Annotated in this window: 12 protein-coding genes and 1 pseudogene; 10 read left to right on the forward strand and 3 right to left on the reverse strand. The window is 72.7% G+C overall.

Going from position 1 to position 15,958, the window contains the following annotated elements:
- Positions 1 to 286 precede the first annotated feature (286 nt).
- Positions 287 to 472, forward strand: a complete 186-nt coding sequence (locus AB0A95_RS10695) for a DUF397 domain-containing protein (protein ID WP_357555450.1) — start codon at positions 287 to 289, stop codon at positions 470 to 472.
- A gap of 197 nt (positions 473 to 669) precedes the next feature.
- On the forward strand, positions 670 to 1,140 hold the full coding sequence (locus AB0A95_RS10700; RefSeq protein ID WP_357555451.1) for a hypothetical protein: 471 nt from the start codon (positions 670 to 672) through the stop codon (positions 1,138 to 1,140).
- A 37-nt stretch (positions 1,141 to 1,177) separates the two neighbouring features.
- On the opposite strand, the pseudogene AB0A95_RS10705 reads toward AB0A95_RS10700, so the two are convergent.
- The 3 genes and pseudogenes from AB0A95_RS10705 to AB0A95_RS10715 all read right to left on the reverse strand — a co-directional run.
- Positions 1,178 to 1,312, reverse strand: a pseudogene (locus tag AB0A95_RS10705) (IS5/IS1182 family transposase); the annotation flags it as partial.
- Between the two features lie 97 nt (positions 1,313 to 1,409).
- The gene (locus AB0A95_RS10710) at positions 1,410 to 1,589 is read right to left on the reverse strand and encodes a hypothetical protein (RefSeq protein ID WP_357555452.1); all 180 of its coding nucleotides are present in this window, start codon (positions 1,587 to 1,589) and stop codon (positions 1,410 to 1,412) included.
- A gap of 89 nt (positions 1,590 to 1,678) precedes the next feature.
- The gene (locus tag AB0A95_RS10715; RefSeq protein ID WP_357555610.1) at positions 1,679 to 2,980 is read right to left on the reverse strand and encodes a ricin-type beta-trefoil lectin domain protein; all 1,302 of its coding nucleotides are present in this window, start codon (positions 2,978 to 2,980) and stop codon (positions 1,679 to 1,681) included.
- A gap of 544 nt (positions 2,981 to 3,524) precedes the next feature.
- On the opposite strand from AB0A95_RS10715, the gene AB0A95_RS10720 reads away from it, so the two are divergent.
- The 8 genes from AB0A95_RS10720 (at position 3,525) to AB0A95_RS10755 (ending at position 15,942) form a co-directional block, all read left to right on the forward strand.
- Positions 3,525 to 3,761 (forward strand): hypothetical protein, encoded by a 237-nt coding sequence (locus AB0A95_RS10720; protein WP_357555453.1) that lies wholly within the window; start codon positions 3,525 to 3,527, stop codon positions 3,759 to 3,761.
- A gap of 216 nt (positions 3,762 to 3,977) precedes the next feature.
- On the forward strand, positions 3,978 to 4,403 hold the full coding sequence (locus tag AB0A95_RS10725; protein ID WP_357555454.1) for a hypothetical protein: 426 nt from the start codon (positions 3,978 to 3,980) through the stop codon (positions 4,401 to 4,403).
- Positions 4,404 to 4,960: 557 nt separating this feature from the next.
- A complete protein-coding gene (locus AB0A95_RS10730; RefSeq protein ID WP_357555455.1) occupies positions 4,961 to 7,840 on the forward strand; it encodes an AAA family ATPase in 2,880 nt (959 codons plus the stop codon).
- Positions 7,841 to 7,991: 151 nt separating this feature from the next.
- Positions 7,992 to 9,017 carry a hypothetical protein gene (locus AB0A95_RS10735; RefSeq protein ID WP_357555456.1) on the forward strand — a complete coding sequence of 342 codons (1,026 nt, stop codon included), beginning with the start codon at positions 7,992 to 7,994 and terminating at the stop codon, positions 9,015 to 9,017.
- Positions 9,018 to 9,166: 149 nt separating this feature from the next.
- Positions 9,167 to 11,440, forward strand: a complete 2,274-nt coding sequence (locus AB0A95_RS10740) for a TOMM precursor leader peptide-binding protein (protein ID WP_357555457.1) — start codon at positions 9,167 to 9,169, stop codon at positions 11,438 to 11,440.
- Between the two features lie 52 nt (positions 11,441 to 11,492).
- The gene (locus AB0A95_RS10745) at positions 11,493 to 12,956 is read left to right on the forward strand and encodes a SagB family peptide dehydrogenase (protein WP_357555458.1); all 1,464 of its coding nucleotides are present in this window, start codon (positions 11,493 to 11,495) and stop codon (positions 12,954 to 12,956) included.
- The gene (locus tag AB0A95_RS10750) at positions 12,953 to 13,762 is read left to right on the forward strand and encodes a hypothetical protein (protein ID WP_357555459.1); all 810 of its coding nucleotides are present in this window, start codon (positions 12,953 to 12,955) and stop codon (positions 13,760 to 13,762) included. The genes AB0A95_RS10745 and AB0A95_RS10750 overlap by 4 nt, the downstream gene beginning before the upstream one ends.
- A complete protein-coding gene (locus tag AB0A95_RS10755; RefSeq protein WP_357555460.1) occupies positions 13,759 to 15,942 on the forward strand; it encodes an NHLP family bacteriocin export ABC transporter peptidase/permease/ATPase subunit in 2,184 nt (727 codons plus the stop codon). Before AB0A95_RS10750 ends, AB0A95_RS10755 begins: the two co-directional genes overlap by 4 nt.
- The last annotated feature ends 16 nt before the right edge of the window (positions 15,943 to 15,958 follow it).

The following is a 15,958-nucleotide window of genomic DNA, read 5'->3' on the forward strand; positions in this document are numbered from 1 at the left end:
CCGATCATGGAGTTGTGGTGGGTAACAGAACGCCCGTAAAACCCCCAAAGTCGGCACCACAACTCCATGATCGCCAAGCCGGGCCCCACCCGCTCCCCGATTTCGCGCTTCCTGTCTCGGGTTGACCCGCCGGTTACAGCCCTAACGCAACGGTGTTGATGTTGACGGGCAAGTCAGGGCGCAGATCATCGACGACGCGGCGGAAATTGCTACCCTGGGGCGGCGGTGGACGTGCATAGGTGACGATCTCACTCGACCTCATCAGGAAAGCGGCATTGACATGGGCATGATTAGTCCGCAGTGGCGTAAGAGCACGAAGAGCGGCAACAACGGCGGCGCGTGCGTCGAGGTCGCCGACAACATGCCGGGCGTGGTCCTCGTCCGTGACACGAAGGACCGCGACGGCGGGACGCTGGCATTCAGCCCCGCCGCGTGGCGGGGTTTCGTCGCGATGGCGCGGGACGCCGGCTGACCGAGGCCATCGCGAAGGTCCCCGGCGCTGGCCGGGGGGCCTTGTGATCTCGCAGCTCGGAGCAGGTGCGGTGAACCCAGGGACTGATGAGGCGAGGCTCCGGGCCGTCCTCGTCCTACACCGCGTCGAAACGACCCGCTACCGAAGGATGAAACGACTCAGTCAGTCACGTTGGGCGCTGCACTAGGGTGCGAGGGGTGACGAGTACCCCGCGGGAAGCGGAGGCGCGCATCGGTCCGATCGGCGCGCTACTCTGCCGCCTGGTGTTCCTGGCCATCTGCCTGCCCGGGCCGGTCCTGTTCGCCGTCGCCGTGACGCTAGACCCAGTGCCGTCGCCCGCAGACTTCTGGGGCCTACTCGCTGGTGGCGTACTGGGGACGATCGTCGGTGTCGGCTTCGGCGTCTTCGGCTTGCGGCTGGTCACCCGCTCGCGCCGCGACGCGCGTCGGCTATCCGCCGCTGGTGTCGCCGCGACGGCGGAGATTCTGACGGTGGCGAACCACCTGGGCGGAGAGGAGCCTGGGCTGGAACTCCACCTGCGGATCAGCGGGCCCGGGTTCGCCACGTTCGAGGCGGACACGGTCCGCGCCGACGACCCGGCCCTCGTGCCCGGCGCGTTGCTGGCCGCCGTCGTGGACCCCGTCGATCGTCTCTTTTCGATTACTTAGCGGCCGTACGAGAACGGCGCCCACTCACTGAGCGGTTTCATCCTGAGTAGCGGCTGGTCTCGACGCGGTGTAGGACGAGGACGGCCTGCACGATCGCGGTCGCGCGGCGGGGACAGCAACGCAGTTTGGCCAGGATCGTCCAGGTGTTGAACGTGGCGAGGCCTCGTTCGCCGCGGGCGTGATCGGTGCCCGGGGAGCGGGCCCGGAGTCCAACACCAGGGTCGCGGCCGGCGTTCCGTCCAGTTCCGTGATGTAGGGGAGGTTCTCGGTCAGGTACCGATCGACCAGCTCGACGCCCCGGGCTTCTCCGAGAACGGTGTCGTGCCCCACTGCTCGGTACTGCCTCGATCGTTCATCAAGGCCACCGCGGAATCAAGCATCTTCAGCACGGCGGGCGCATCGCCCGGGCCACCAGGCCGGATCCGCACGCCGTGGGTGGTGCCGCCCATGGCGGAACGGTAATCCGCATGCCCGGACGCGACGCGCCGCCCGGGATGGGACCCGGGCGGCGCGTCTCCGGCAGAGGCCGGATGTGGCACTAGGCGCGCGTGCTCCACTGCTGGTTGGCGCTGCCTTGGCAGGCCCAGAGGTGCAGTTGCGTTCCGTTGGCCGTGCCGGAGTTGACGGCGTCGAGGCAGAGCCCCGACTGGGCAGAGGTGATGGTGCCGTTGGAGTTCAGGTTCCACTGCTGGTTGGCTTGGCCGTTGCAGTCCCAGATGATGACGGCGGTGCCGTTGCTGGTGCCCGCCCCGCTGGCGTCCAGACACTTGTTGCCGTAGACGGTCAGGGCGCGGTTGGAGGTGTGGGTCCAGCGCTGGTTGGTGCGACCGTGACAGTCCCACAGTGCCGGGCGGGCCCCGTTCGTGGTGCTGGAACCGGGGACGTCGATGCACCGCCCGGACTGGTTACCCGCGATCAGCACGTTCTGCTGACCGCCCGGCGGCGGGCTCGACGGCGGCGGCGTGCTGGTCGGGGGATTGGTGGGCTCGCCGGACCCGAACTGGGTGAAGAACCGCCACACCTCCTGCTTGACCCAGCTCCGCGCGCCGCTCTCACAGCCGGCACACCCGTCGACCGGGCCCTGCTGGTGGCCGCCGTCGAACGCGGCCCAGACCACCGGGTATCCGGCCCGGCAGGAGTAGGCGGTGGTGATGTGGGTCAGGCTGCCCGCCCTCGGCTCGGGCGGGTTCTGCGCGGCACACCCGTTGTTACGGACGAACCTGTCGCGCAGCGACCGTCCACTGCCGATGTTGTCGTTGATGCCGTGAATTCCCAGGTACGCCACGGGCTGGGTGCCGCCGCTGCATCCGCTGATCGCCCCCGGGGCCGCGATTGCCGCGACCGCACGGAACACGTTCGGCCGGGAACACGCCAACGAGTAGCTCATCGCGCCGCCGTAGCTGAACCCGACCGAGAAACGCTGGGTGGTGTCCACGCAGAGCGCGTTGTCGATCATGCGGATCATGTCGTCGGTGAAGGTCACGTCCTCACCGTTGGAGTTGCCCCAGCCGCCGCCGATGCCCTGCGGGGCGACGAAGATCGTCGTGTTGTTCGACTGGGAGAGCATGCCGTAGTAGGCCCACGGAGCGCCGTCGGTGCCGCCGCCCGCGACCTGGCTGGCGGTGCCACCCAACCAGTGGAACCCGAAGGCCAGCCGGTGGGCGTAGGTGTTGTTGTAGTTGTCGGGCAGCCGAAGGATGAAGCTGCGGCTCTTTCCACTGCTCTGGATGGTGTGGGTGCCGCTGTTCAACCCGGGCGCCTTGCCGCAGCCGGCGGTGGTGGCCGCGGACGCCGAAGCGCCGGTCATGATGACGTACGCCCCGACGGCGACCAGCATCATGGCGGCCATGGCCGCCCCTAACCAGGGGGTGGCGAGTCTACGAAGTGGCACAGTGAAACCTCCTTGGGTATGCGTTGCTGACGACGTGCGGCGTCCGATCCGCGTCGGCGACACGCGGCTGGGCGGACGTCCCGTATTGGCGGGCGGGACGACGGCCAGCAGGGGACGGCGTGGCTGACACGGCGACGCCGACGTCCGCACGGGTAGGGACGGGTGACGCGGAGCCGACTGCCGACCGATCCGAGGGCATCCTGATCCTTCCGCAGTCGAGATCCGTTCACCGCGCCGAAATAGATTAGCATCATCGTCTGACGTATGACGTCGGACCGTGACGCGGTGCCGACCGACAGTCTCAAGTGGTGGCTCGGGAGGCCCTGTTCGGTCCGGAGCCGCAGGTCACGGCACGAGGAAAAGGTCGTCGTGCCCGGACGGCGTCCGTCGCGTCGGCCTCGGCGGTGCGTCCGGCGGCATTGGCGAGGGTGTGGCGAGCGCTCATCGGGGGTAGCGGTAGGGACACACACAGCAGTCCCCGGAGGAGGACGAGATGCTTGAGCCCAGGTACGTACCGTTCGCGGTGGCCGCCCCCGAACAGCTCATCGACGACGACGGCGCGGTTGCCGAGCCCAGCGGGGAGATTGTCGGCGCGGACGACGCGGCGGCCGACGCCGCCCGTACCGGCGCCGACGTGGACCTGTCCCATGCCAACCGCGACAGCGACGGTGTCCCCATCGGAGCCGCGGATGTCGAGGCCGACCGTCAGCGCGCTGCCGGCGACGGCTGACCGGCGGACGCGAGTCGGCACCCGCCCGCACCGTGGCATCGCGACTTCAGGCGCCGCCGCGGGTCGCCCGCGTGATCGGGCGGCCCGCGGCCGGCACCGCCGCCACCGGGCGGCAGACCCAGACCCGGGTACGCCTGCCCGTCGGCTGACGGATCGTCACCGCGCACGTCTGTCTCGGCCCGCCGGCGGGACGTGAGATCTCGCTACGCTGCGCCGATGGGACACCTTCCAGCGACGTGGTGCGTTCCGGTCGTTCGCGCGGACTTCCGCGACGACGGTGTGTGGGAGCGGCTCACGGACGAGATCGTCAGCCCCACGCGGGAGGGCTTCCGGGCCCATGTCGAGTTCGTCGAGGATCGCGAGCTGAGCGGCCTCGACGGTACGGCGATCGCGGCCGGCTACCCCCGCGCCTACCCGCACCGGTACCGGCACCCGGTGGTGTTCGTCGTCGACGCCGTCACCGTCTCGCTGCCGGAGCATCCACTGCTCGTCGTCAACCTGAACGAGAGCGACGAGACGGGTCCGTTCCGGGCGCTGCCCCGGCAGATTCAGGCGATCGAGAACAACCTGTCGATCGCGAACATGGATTTTTTCGAGTTCGCGCGGGCCGCCGACCCGGACGGTGTCTTTCGAGGCTTCTGAGCACGGCGCCGGCACGGGGTGAGCGGTGCGGCGACGAGCGCGGCGGCCGACGGGCCACAGTCGCCGACGTCCGCACGTCGGCGTGGCAGACGACCGGACCATCGCCATCGCGCCCGCGCTGGTTTGCGGCGGCCGTGCGCCTTCCCGCCAGTTGAGATAATCGCCTAGATTGTTTCGTATAGGCGCTGGTGACTGTGGTGATATCAGGTGATCTGCCGCCTGGCAATCAGCCGGGTGTCCTGGCCCGGGCGGCGCAAGGGCGTTGTCCATGGTTCATGTCGCCACCAAACACGAACCCTGCGGCGCGTTCCAACTCGGCTGATGGTGTCTCGGAACGCTGGCGGCGGGGTGATTTAATGGGTTTCCGGGATATCGTTCCACCCTTCGGTCGACCGGTCCCTTTCAACGAATTGTGACGTGCTGCCGGGTAATGCTTGTGTCCCGATGCCGGTTGGTGGGCAAGAGCTGGTCACTTCTGCGTATTCGACATTTGCCGGTGCTCCGGTATAGTGCGAGCAATTCCCTTTGAGTGCGCCGGAAAGCGTCTGATCTGCGTGATGACAACTGGGCTGGAAAATGCGTCGAAAGATCCGCGCTTCGTCGGGCGGCGACCACAGTTGGCGCGTATCGAGAGAGCCCAGGCCACAGTGCTGAGCCGTGGCCGGCAAATGGTTTGCGAGGTGGTCGGGGAGCCGGGCATCGGCAAGACCCGGTTCGTCCACGAGGCATTGCGGCAAAGCGCCCCCACCGTCGGTTGGGCCATCGGGACCTGCTCGCCCGACGAGCGAGGTGTGCCCTTCCACGTGTTCCGACACGCCCTCACGGAGGGGCAGTCCCTGCGACGCGGGCTGCGTGCCGGGCGGTCCCTCGGCGAGACCTGGGCGGAGTCCGCCGCCGCGGTGCCACCCGCGCCGGCGCGGGCGTCGGACGCCAGGCGGTTCCGGACCTACCAGTTGGCCCGCCGGCTGATCGGCCTGGCCGCCCGGGACGGTCTGGTGCTCGTCCTCGACGACCTGCACTGGGCGGACGCCTCCTCCGCCGGTCTGATCACCCACCTCCTGCGCTATCCGGTGCCCGCCCCGCTGCTGCTCGTGCTCGTCTACCGTCCCCGCCAGATGGCGACTCCGATGCCGTTCGGTCCACCGGATCCGGGTGAGCACGCCGATGCGACGCCGACGTCACACGACCGGATCGAGCTTCGCCCGCTCGGCCTCGCCGAGGTCGCGCTGCTGCACCCCTACGTCGACCAGGTGGAACTGCGCGCCCGGTACGACGTGTCCGGCGGAAACCCCGGTTATCTGGCGGCGCTGCCGGGCGACCCCACCTCCAACGGCGCCGAACCGGTCCGTGCGGCACCGGGCGCGCGGCTGTCCGACGCGGCGGTGGCCGTGCTGCGCCGCGAGTGGGCGGGCCTGCCGCCCGTCGAGCTGGCCTGTCTGCGCGCCGGGGCGATCGTCGATGTGCCGTTCGCCGCGGACCTGCTCGCCGAGGTCGCGCAGGTCCCGGTGGCGCTGGCGGCCGAGGCCGGGTGGCGGCTGGCCCGGCTCGACCTGATCCGTCGCGTCCCCGGCTCCGGACGGTTCGCCTTCCGGCACCCGGTGCTGCGCATGGCGGTCGCTCAGGACACCGACCCGGCGTGGCAGGTGGAGGCGTGTGCGCGGGCGCTGGGCGCGTTGGTCGATCTGGGCGCGCCGCCGGCGGACCTGGCCCGCTACGCGGAGCGCCTGCTCGCCCTGCCGAACGGCCGCTGGGCCGACCGCTGCGTCAACGTGCTCTGCCGCGCCGCACAGGAGGTCCGGCGCGAGACACCGGACCTGGCCATCCGCTGGCTGCGGCTGGCGTTGCGGGCGCTGCGGCCGACGGCCGGTCTGGCGCAGCGCCGCCAGGACGTGTCACTCGCACTGGCCCAGATCACCGGTGAGGCGGGCGACCTGGCCGAGAGCAGGGCACTGCTCCAGGAGATCGTGCCGCTGTTTCCCGCCGACCCCCAGGGCCGGCGGGCACAGGCGGTAGCCCTCTGGGCGCGCGTGGAACGCCTGCTCGGCAACTACGCGGAGGCGGCGGCCATCAGCCGGCGCGAGTTGGCCGCCCTGCCCGCCGCAGCCGGGCCCGCCGGCGGCTACCGCCTCGCCACCGAGATCGGTGTCGCCGGCATCATGGCCGGCCGCCCCGTGGCCGGGCTGCCCGACGGGCTCAACGGGGATCTCGGCGGCTCCGGCGCGGATCGGGCCGGCCTGCTGGCCGTCCGCGGCCTGGCCGCCGCACACGACGGCGCACTCGACGACGCCCGGGGCCTGCTCGATGCCGGTGCCCGGATCGTCGACGCGCTGCCGGACACCGACGTGCGGGACCACCCCGACTGCCTCACCGCGCTCGGGCTGACCGAGTTGTACCTCGAACGACAGGCCGACGCGGTGCGACACCTCGACCGGGGGGTCACGCTCGTGCGCGCCTCGCACCGCGACGACGGCCTGTGCCAGCTGCTGCTCGGTCGCAGCCAGGTGGCCTACCACGGCGGCCAGCTCAACAGCGCCATCGCCCTGGCCACCGAGGCGGGCATCGTCGCCCGACGCATCGGCAGCCACGACCTGTTGAGCTTCGCCCTGGCGTTCGAGGCGGAGGCGACGGCGTGGCGTGGTGGCCCGCGCGACGACGACCGGGCGGTGGCGTTGGCCCGAAGCGCCGCCGGCATCGCCACCGACCTGGCCACCTGGTGCGGTCGTACCGCCGCGACCGCGCTGGCCACCGCGGCCCTGCTGTCCGGTGATCCGGCGACCTGTGCCGAGCTGGTGCGCTCCGCCGGCGGCGACAGCCGGCTGAGCCGTCTCCAGACCACCCTGCGGCCCCGGTGGTTCGAGTTGCTCTGTGCCGCCGCTCTCGCCGCCGGTGAGCTGGCCGACGCCGAACGGCAGGCGCGGCTGGCGATGGCCGAGGCGGAGCAGGTCGGGCTCCCCGGGCAGCGGGGCTTCGCCGAGTCGGCGTACGGCGAGGTGTTGCTCGCCCGCGGCGAGGCCGCGGCGGCGCTGCCACACCTGGAGACCGCGGCCGACCTGTTCCGTGCCGGCGGGATGGTGCTCCGGCGCAGCCTCGCGCTGGCCTCCCTGGCCCGGGCGGCGGAGGCCGCGGACCAGACCGGCCCGGCGGCGCGGGCCCGCCGCCGGGCGCTGGAACTGGCCGGGTGGTGCGGGACGGAACGGGTCGCCCTGCGACTGGCCCGCCCGGTCGGCCCGCGCGAGGTCGCCGCCCTGACCGACCGGGAGTGGCACATCGCGCGGCTGGCGGCGACCGGGGCCACCAGCCGGCTGATCGGGCGGCAACTGAGCATCAGCCCCCGCACCGTGGAGGCCCACCTGACCCGCATCTACCGCAAGGCGGGCGTCGCCTCCCGCTCGGCCCTGGTCGCCTGGGTCGCCCGGCTCGATGACACCGATCGATGACCGTGTCCCGGGCCGGATGACGTCGTTCGGTGCAACGTCGACGGGGCGGGCAGCACGAGGCCGCGCCGCCACCGTCGTGGCCAGAGCGCCGCTCACATACTCGACTGCATCGGGCGCGATTCCCGTGCACCGGTGGTGGATGGAGGACGAGATGCTGGGCAGAAGATCCGTCAGGAGCCCGCGTACCCTCACCGCGCCGGTGCCGGTCATGCCGATCGGCGCCGCCGTGGTCGCGCTGCTCGTGCTGGCCGCCTGTGGTGGCGAGCCGGTGGACGCGGCGACCCCGGCGCCGCAGGGCTCGGCCGCCTTCGGTCGGGACCGGGCGGCGCTGGTGCTCACCGCCTTCGACCAGGCCGACTCGGCCGCCTCGGTGGCCGGTGACGTCGAGGCGCTGCGCACCCAGGAGGTCTCACCCGCACTGGACCTCAGCATCGCCGCCGTACGCCGGGCCGCCTACAACCAGCGTCCACAACCGTCCTTCCAGCACATCAACCCGGCCTTCGCGGTGCCACCCGGCGACCCGGCCTGTTTCCTCGTCACGGCCACTCTCCGACTGAGCGGCTCGGAGCTGGCTCCCACCGACGTCAGTCAGTTCGTGCGCGGTGCCGACAACCAGTGGCAGCTCAGCCACAACGTGCAGGTCACCCAACCGTCGCTGGTGGCCGCCCGGAGCATCGACGGCCGTCCGGCCACGGCCGGCGGCACCGCCCTGGACGAGACCAGCCGCCGGGCCCTCGAAGCCGAGGTGTTCGCCCGCAGCATCGGGTCCACGACGGGCAACCGGGCCCTTGTCGCGTCGAGCCCGCTGCTCGACGGCCAGTTCGCCGGCGGTTGGGAGGTCTACGGGCAGCAGCTCGCCGGGGCCGGCGCGGCGGTACGACGGACGATGGACAAGGCGCAGTGGTCGGACTGCGCGGTCGCGGTGCCCACCGGCACGCTGACCTTCCTGACCATCCACGCCACCGACACGCTGCGCCCGGCGCCCGGTGGCCCGGCCACCGTCCAGATGGTGCCGCAGAGCCCCGACCTGATCGCCACCGGTCACCGCACCCCGGTCCGCGGGAAGTCGATCCGGGTCACCCGGGTGGAGACCTTCGTGCTGCTCGTCCCGGCGCAGACCAGCGGCACCACGGTGCTGGGGCTCAACGACAGCGCGCTGACCGTCACCGCCGGCTGATCCGGCCGTCGAGCGTCCACGGTGCCGCCGACGGCAGAAACCTGTGGCATCCCTCGGATCGGACGCCGCCGACCGCGACGATGGCAGCAGCCGTGATCGCCGGCGGGGCCGGCGGTGCCGCGGTCCGGCCACCAGGCTCGGGAGGAACCATGTGGCGTCCGCGCTTCCGATCCGACTACGTGCCGGTGCCTCTGCCCGACGGCCCGCTCGTGGTGCTGGGGGAGACCCGCAGTCTGCTCATCGACGACCCGGTCGCCGCGGACCTGGCCGGCCAGCTCGACGGTGCCGCCCCGCTGGCCGACGTGGTGGCCCGGCTGGCCACCCGCCACCCGGTCACCGCGGTCGCCGCCGCCCTCGCCCGGCTGCGCGACCACGGCCTGCTGGTGTCCGGGCCGGCGCACACGTCGCCCGCCGAGGCCGCCGGCTGGGACGCCCGCGGTGTCCCGCCCGAGGCCGGACGGGAGTGGATGGCCGGCGGCCCGGTGACCATCGTGGACCTCGGGGCACCCGGGGTGGGCGAGACCGCCGACGCGCTGCGCGCCCTCGGGCTCGCCGCGACGGTGGTCGGACCGGACGCGACGGACCTCGACCCGAGCGCCCAGGTGCTGGTGCTGCCGTCGTCGATGCTCGACCCCCGGCTGGCCCTGGTCAACGACAGTCACCTGGCCGGCGATCGCGCGTGGACGCTGGCCCGGCCACACGGCAACGTCGTCTTCCTCGGCCCGCACCTCGTGCCGGGCCGCACCGGCTGTTGGGCCTGCCTGCGGCAACGGTGGCAGGAGAACGAACAGGTCAACGCCTTCCTCGACGGGCAGGACCTGACCGACCCGCTACCGCAGCCCGGCCGCGCGGTCCTGCCCGGACTCGCCACCACCGCCGCCGGACTGCTCGCCGCCGAACTCGCCGTGCTGGCCCTGCGGGGCACGTCACCCCGCCTCACCGGCCGGATGGTCGCCCTGGACACCCGGGACCTGAGCACCGAGAGCCACCAACTGGTACGCCAGCCGCAGTGCCCCGCCTGCGGCGACCCGGACCTCGTCGGCAAGGCCGAGCCCCGCATCGACCTGCCACCGAGCGGCACCCAGCCCAGTCGGGGTGGGGACTCCCGCACCCGGGAACCCGCAGAGGCGTACGCCGCACTCGCCCACCACGTCAGCCGGTATCTGGGTGTGGTGAGCCGGCTGACGCCGCTGGAGGCGACCGACAACGGCGTCACCCACACCTACTCGGCCGGGCACAACTTCTCCCAACCCCGCCAACTCGCCGCGTTGCGCCGCAACCTGCGCGGGCAGAGCGGCGGGAAGGGCCGCACCGACCTACAGGCCCGGATGAGCGCGGTCGGCGAGGCGGTGGAGCGCTACTGCGGGGTGTGGCGCGGCGACCGCCCGGTGCACCGCGCCACCTACCGGCAGCTCGGTCCGGACCGCGCGGTGCACCTGCGGGAGTTGCTGCTGTTCTCGGAACGCCAGTACGCCGACCGGGATCGGCTCAACCGGGACCTGGGCCACCTGCACCGCGTGCCGCGTCCGCTGCCCGACGAGGTGGAACTGGACTGGACCACCGGTTGGTCGCTGACCCGGCAGGCGCCGCGCGAGTTGCCCGCCGCCCACTGCTGGTACGGGCATCCGGAACTGACCGGGCTGGGGGTCTGCTCGGCCGACTCGAACGGCTGCGCGGCCGGCGGCACCCCGTCCGAGGCGATCGTGCAGGGCTTCTGCGAACTCGTGGAGCGCGACAGCGTGGCCCTGTGGTGGTACCACCGCTCCCGGATGCCCGGTGTGGACCTCGCCTCGTTCGCCGACCCGTGGACCGCCGCCTGCGTGGACCACCACGCCACCGCCCTGGGCCGTGAGCTGTGGGCCCTCGACCTGACCGCCGACCTCGGCGTACCCACCTTCGCCGCGGTGTCCCGGCGGGTCGACGCGGGGCCGGAGGACGTCCTTGTCGGCTTCGGCGCGCACCTGGACGCGCGGGTCGCGCTGACCCGGGCGCTCACCGAGGTGAACCAGTTCCTGCCGGCCGTCGCCGGACCCACCTCCGGGCGCAACCGCTACGGCGCCGACGATCCGGACACCGCGCGCTGGTTCGGCACCGTGCGGGTGGCCGACCAGCCCTGGCTGACCCCGGATCCCACCCGGCCGCCGCGTACCGCCGCGGACCACCCGGCGCTGACCACCGGCGACGTCGGCGACGACGTGCGTCGGTGCGTACGCCGGGCGGAGCGGGCCGGCCTTGAGGTGATCGTCGTCGACCAGTCCCGCCCGGATGTCGACCTGGCGGTGGTGAAGGTCGTCGTGCCGGGGCTGCGGCACTTCTGGCGCCGACTCGGCCCCGGCCGGCTGTGGGACGTGCCGACCCGCCTCGGCCGGGGCCCGCTGGCCGCCGACGAGACGGCGGCCAATCCGCTGAACGTCTTCTTCTAGTGGGGGATACGCAGATGACAGGCATTGTGGACCCGGTCGGTCGGCGGTCGCCGTGAGCGGCACCGTCGGCGGTCCACCGGTGCAGGAGTCGTACCGGCTGCGCCGGGACGCGGAACTGCGGCTCGGTGAGGACGGTGCGCTGACCCTGCGCCAGACCCGCTTCCAGCTCACCCTGGAGCAACCGGGCATGGGCCGGCGGGCGCTGCTGCTGCGGCTCGCCGCCGACTGGGTCAACGACGTCGAGGTCGGTCGACTGATCAGCGGGCTGGAGGGGGAGAGTCGGGTGCTGCCCGCGCAGTTGCTGCTGCGGCGGCTGCTCGCCCACTCCTGGCTGGAGCGCCGCGTGCAGGTCGACGACCGGGCGCTGCTCGACCTGGTGCCCACCGGCCTGGGTCGGGGCAGTCAGCCGGAGAGCCGCCTGCACACCCCCGGGGTCCGCTACCGGCTCTCCCGTTTCGCCGCCCTCCAGCACGAACGGGGCATGCTGGTGGCCGCGTCACCGCTGAGCACCCTCGTTGTCGGCTGCGCCGACGCCGCCCTCGGCGCGGTGCTTGCCGCCGCCGTGCCGGGCGTCGGAGGTGACGCGGTGGCCCGTACGCTCGGCGTGTCGCCGGCGGCTGCCGGCCGGGTGCTCGACGAGTTGGCCACCGCCCGCATCCTGGTCACCGACGCCGAGTTCGAGGCGGAGTGCGACGACGCGCCGCTGGCCTACTGGTCGCCGGAGGAGTTGCGGCTGCACCACCGCTCCCGGGCCGGTCGACACGCGCTGCCGGTGGGCGGCACCTACCGGATGCGGGAGCGCTTCGCGCCACAGCCACTGCGCCGCCCGTACGACGGGGGCCGGGCGATCGAGCTGCCACTGCCGGACCTGGCGACGATCGCCAAGGCGGACCCGGCGTTCAGTCAGGTCGTCACGGACCGGCGCACGGTGCGGGAACACGACGACGCGGCACCGCTGCCCCTGGAACGGCTTGCCGAGTTCCTGCACCGGTCGCAGCACACCGGCACCGTCGGCGAGGCCGGTGGGCAGGAGGTCGGCCATCGGCCCTACCCGGGCGGCGGCGGGGTCTACGAGCTGGAGATCTATCCCCTGGTCGCGCGCTGCGCCGGGCTGGAACCCGGGCTCTACCACTACGACGCGGTCGGGCATCGGCTGGAGCCGGTCGCCGGCTGGGGGCCGGCCGCCGACCGGCTGCTGGCGTACTCCCGGGCGGCCGGCGCCCTGCCCCGGCCGCCGCAGACGGTCCTGGTGGTCACCGCCCGGGTGCAGCGGCTCATGTGGAAGTACGAAGGGATGAGCTACGCCATGATTCTCAAGGACGCGGGTGTGCTGACCCAGCAGATGTATCTCGTCGCCACCGCCATGGGGTTGGCGCCGTGCGCCCTCGGCGCCGGAGACTCCCAGGCCTTCGCCGAGTTGTCCGGGATCGACCCGCTCGTCGAGCCGAGCGTTGCCGACTTCCTGCTCGGCTCGCGCCTCGCCACCGGCCCGACCGGGGCGGGGGGCCGGCCATGAAGTTCCGGCGGCAGGCGCTGCGCCAGTTGGAGGCGCCCGAGCAACTGGACCGGGCGGTCCGGCTGACCACGGTGCCGAACTGGCTGGCCACCACCGCGCTGGTCATCGTCGTGGTCGCCGCGGGTGTCTGGTCGGTGCGCACAGTGGTCCCCCGGACCGTGGAGGCGGCCGGGGTGCTGATCCACTCGAACGGGATCTCGGCCCTCGACGCGCTGGAGAGTGGCCAGGTCACCAAGGTGTGGGCGGCACCGCACCAGCGGGTGCCGAAGGGCACCCCCCTCTACAGTCTGCGCACGGCGAACGGCCAGGTGCGGGTGGAGACCTCGCCGGGTGACGCGTACGTCGTCGCCTGGCTGGTCTCCGAGGGCGAGATCGTCACCCCGGGCACGCACCTGGCCGACCTGGAACGGCTCGACACCGCCGGGGACGCGTTGCAGGCCGTCGTCTACGCCCCCGCCGTCGCCGCGCCGCTGCTGCAACCCGGCGTCTCCGTCGAGGTGGCCGCCGCGGCCGCGCCGCGCAACGTGTTCGGCACCCTGGCCGGCCAGGTGACCACCGTCGGCGCGTTCCCGGAGACCGAGGCGTCGCTGCGCGCGTTCCTCGGCACCGGGCCGGACGTCCGGCGGCTGCTCGCCCGGGGCAGCGTGGTGCGGGTGACCGTCGCCCTGGAGCCCGACCCGGGCGCACCCGGCGGCCTGCGCTGGACCAAGTCCCCGCCACCGTTCCAACTCAACTCGGCGAGCGAGGTCACCGCCTGGTTCACTGTGGACCGGGAGCACCCGATCGACTGGTTGCTGCGGCGATGAGCGCGCCGACGACCGCCGCCAGCGGCGTGCCGGAGATCCCCCGGATCCGGCGTCGACGGGTCCGCACGCCCACCCTGATCCAGATGGAGGCGGTGGAGTGCGGTGCCGCCGCGCTGGGGATCCTGCTCGCCCACCACGGCCGGCACGTGCCACTGGAGGAGCTGCGCCGGGTGTGCGGGGTGAGCCGGGACGGCTCCACCGCGGCCACCGTGCTCAAGGGCGCCCGCCGGTACGGCATGGTGGCCAAGGGTTTCCAGATGGACCTGGCCGACCTGGCCACAGTGGCGCTGCCGGCGGTGCTGTTCTGGCGCTTCGAGCACTTCGTGGTGCTGGAGGGGCTGGGCCGCAAGGTCTTCATCAACGACCCGGCCACCGGCCCCCGTGCGGTGAGCTGGGAGGAGTTCGACGGCGCGTTCACCGGCGTCGCGCTCACCATGGAGCCCGGCCCGGAGTTCCGGCCCGGCGGCACCCGCTACCGGCTGGTGCGGGCGCTGGCCGAGCGGTGGCGCGGCCCGGGCTCGGCGATCGCGCAGATGCTGCTGCTCGGCCTCCTGATCGCCGTCGTCGGGCTGACCATCCCGGTGATGGCCAAGGTCTTCGTCGACCGGGTGCTGTTGCAGGAGGATCGGGCCGCGTTCGCCGGCCTGGTGGCGGCGGTGGCGGTGGCCACAGTGCTGACCTTCCTGGCCAGCCTGCTCCAGCAACGTCTGACCGTACGCGCGGAGACGGCGCTGGCCCTCGGCAGCGCCGCCCGGTTCTTCCGACATCTGCTGCGGCTGCCGCCGACCTTCTTCGACCAGCGGCAGGCCGCCGACCTCAGCCAGCGGGTCCGGGGCAACGAGGTGGTCGCCGAGGTGCTGACCCGCCGGACGGCCACCACAGTGGTGGACACCGGCCTGGTGCTGGCGTACGGGGTGCTGCTCTGCCAGTACGACCTGCTGCTCGGACTGTGCGCGGTGGTGCTCGCCGGGCTGAACGTCAGCGTGCTCCGCTACGTCGCCTCGACCCGGTCGACAGCCGTCGCCGGCCTCCAGGCGGACCGCAGCAAGCTGGTGACCACCGTGTACACCACGGTCCAGATGATCGAGACGGTGAAGGCCGGCGGCGAGGAGGAACGCGCCGTGGCCCGGTTCGCGGCACGCCACGCCACCGTCGCCACCCGCCAGCAGCGGCTGGGGGTGCCCACCGCCGTGCTGTCCGTCCTGCCGGCGCTGCTGGCCTCGGGGACCACGGCGGTGCTGCTGGGATTGGGCAGCCGGCAGGTCGTGGCGGAGTCGATGAGCGTCGGTGTGCTTGTCGGCATGCAGAGCCTGGCCGCCGCCATGAACCGGCCGTTGGGCAATCTGACAGCGCTGGGCTCGCGGTTGCAGGACATGAGCGCCGACCTGAACCGGCTGCGGGACGTGGAGCGGTATCCGCTGCCCGCGACCCCGGACCGGCAGGCCCAGCCGCTGGCACCGATGGAGGGGCACCTGCGCATCGAGGAGGTGACCTTCGGCTACAACCCGCTGGGCCGTCCACTGCTGGAGAACTTCAGCCTGGACCTGCCGCCTGGTGCCCGGGTGGCGCTCGTCGGGCGGTCGGGCAGCGGCAAGTCGACTGTGGGTCGGCTGGTCGCCGGGCTCTACCGTCCCTGGACCGGCCGGGTCACAGTGGACGGCGTCGAGCGCTCGGCCGCCGACGACGGTCTCTGGGCGGCCACCGTCGCCATGGTCGACCAGGACCAGCGGCTGTTCGAGGGGACGGTCCGCGACAACGTCACAATGTGGGACCTCACCGTCGCCGACGAGGACGTCGTCGGCGCGCTGACCGACGCGTGCCTCTACGACGAGGTGGCGGCGCGTCCGGGTGGCCTGGGCAGCCCGGTGCGGGAGAACGCCCGCAACTTCTCCGGTGGCCAGCGGCAGCGGCTGGAGATCGCCCGGGCGCTCGTGCGCAACCCCCGGGTGCTGGTGCTGGACGAGGCCACCAGCGCCCTGGACGCCGAGACCGAACGCCGGATCGACAGGCACCTGCGCCGGCGGGGCGCGACCTGCCTGATCGTGGCCCACCGCCTGTCCACGGTCCGCGACTGTGACCTGATCGTCGTGCTGGACGGCGGTCGGGAGGTCGAGCGCGGCACCCACGAGCAACTGGTCGCCCGGGACGGGGCGTACGCGCGCCTGGTCCGGGACCACTGACCACGACGATCCGAGG

The sequence above is a fragment of the Micromonospora sp. NPDC049230 genome (assembly GCF_040647875.1).
Taxonomy (GTDB): Bacteria; Actinomycetota; Actinomycetes; order Mycobacteriales; family Micromonosporaceae; genus Micromonospora.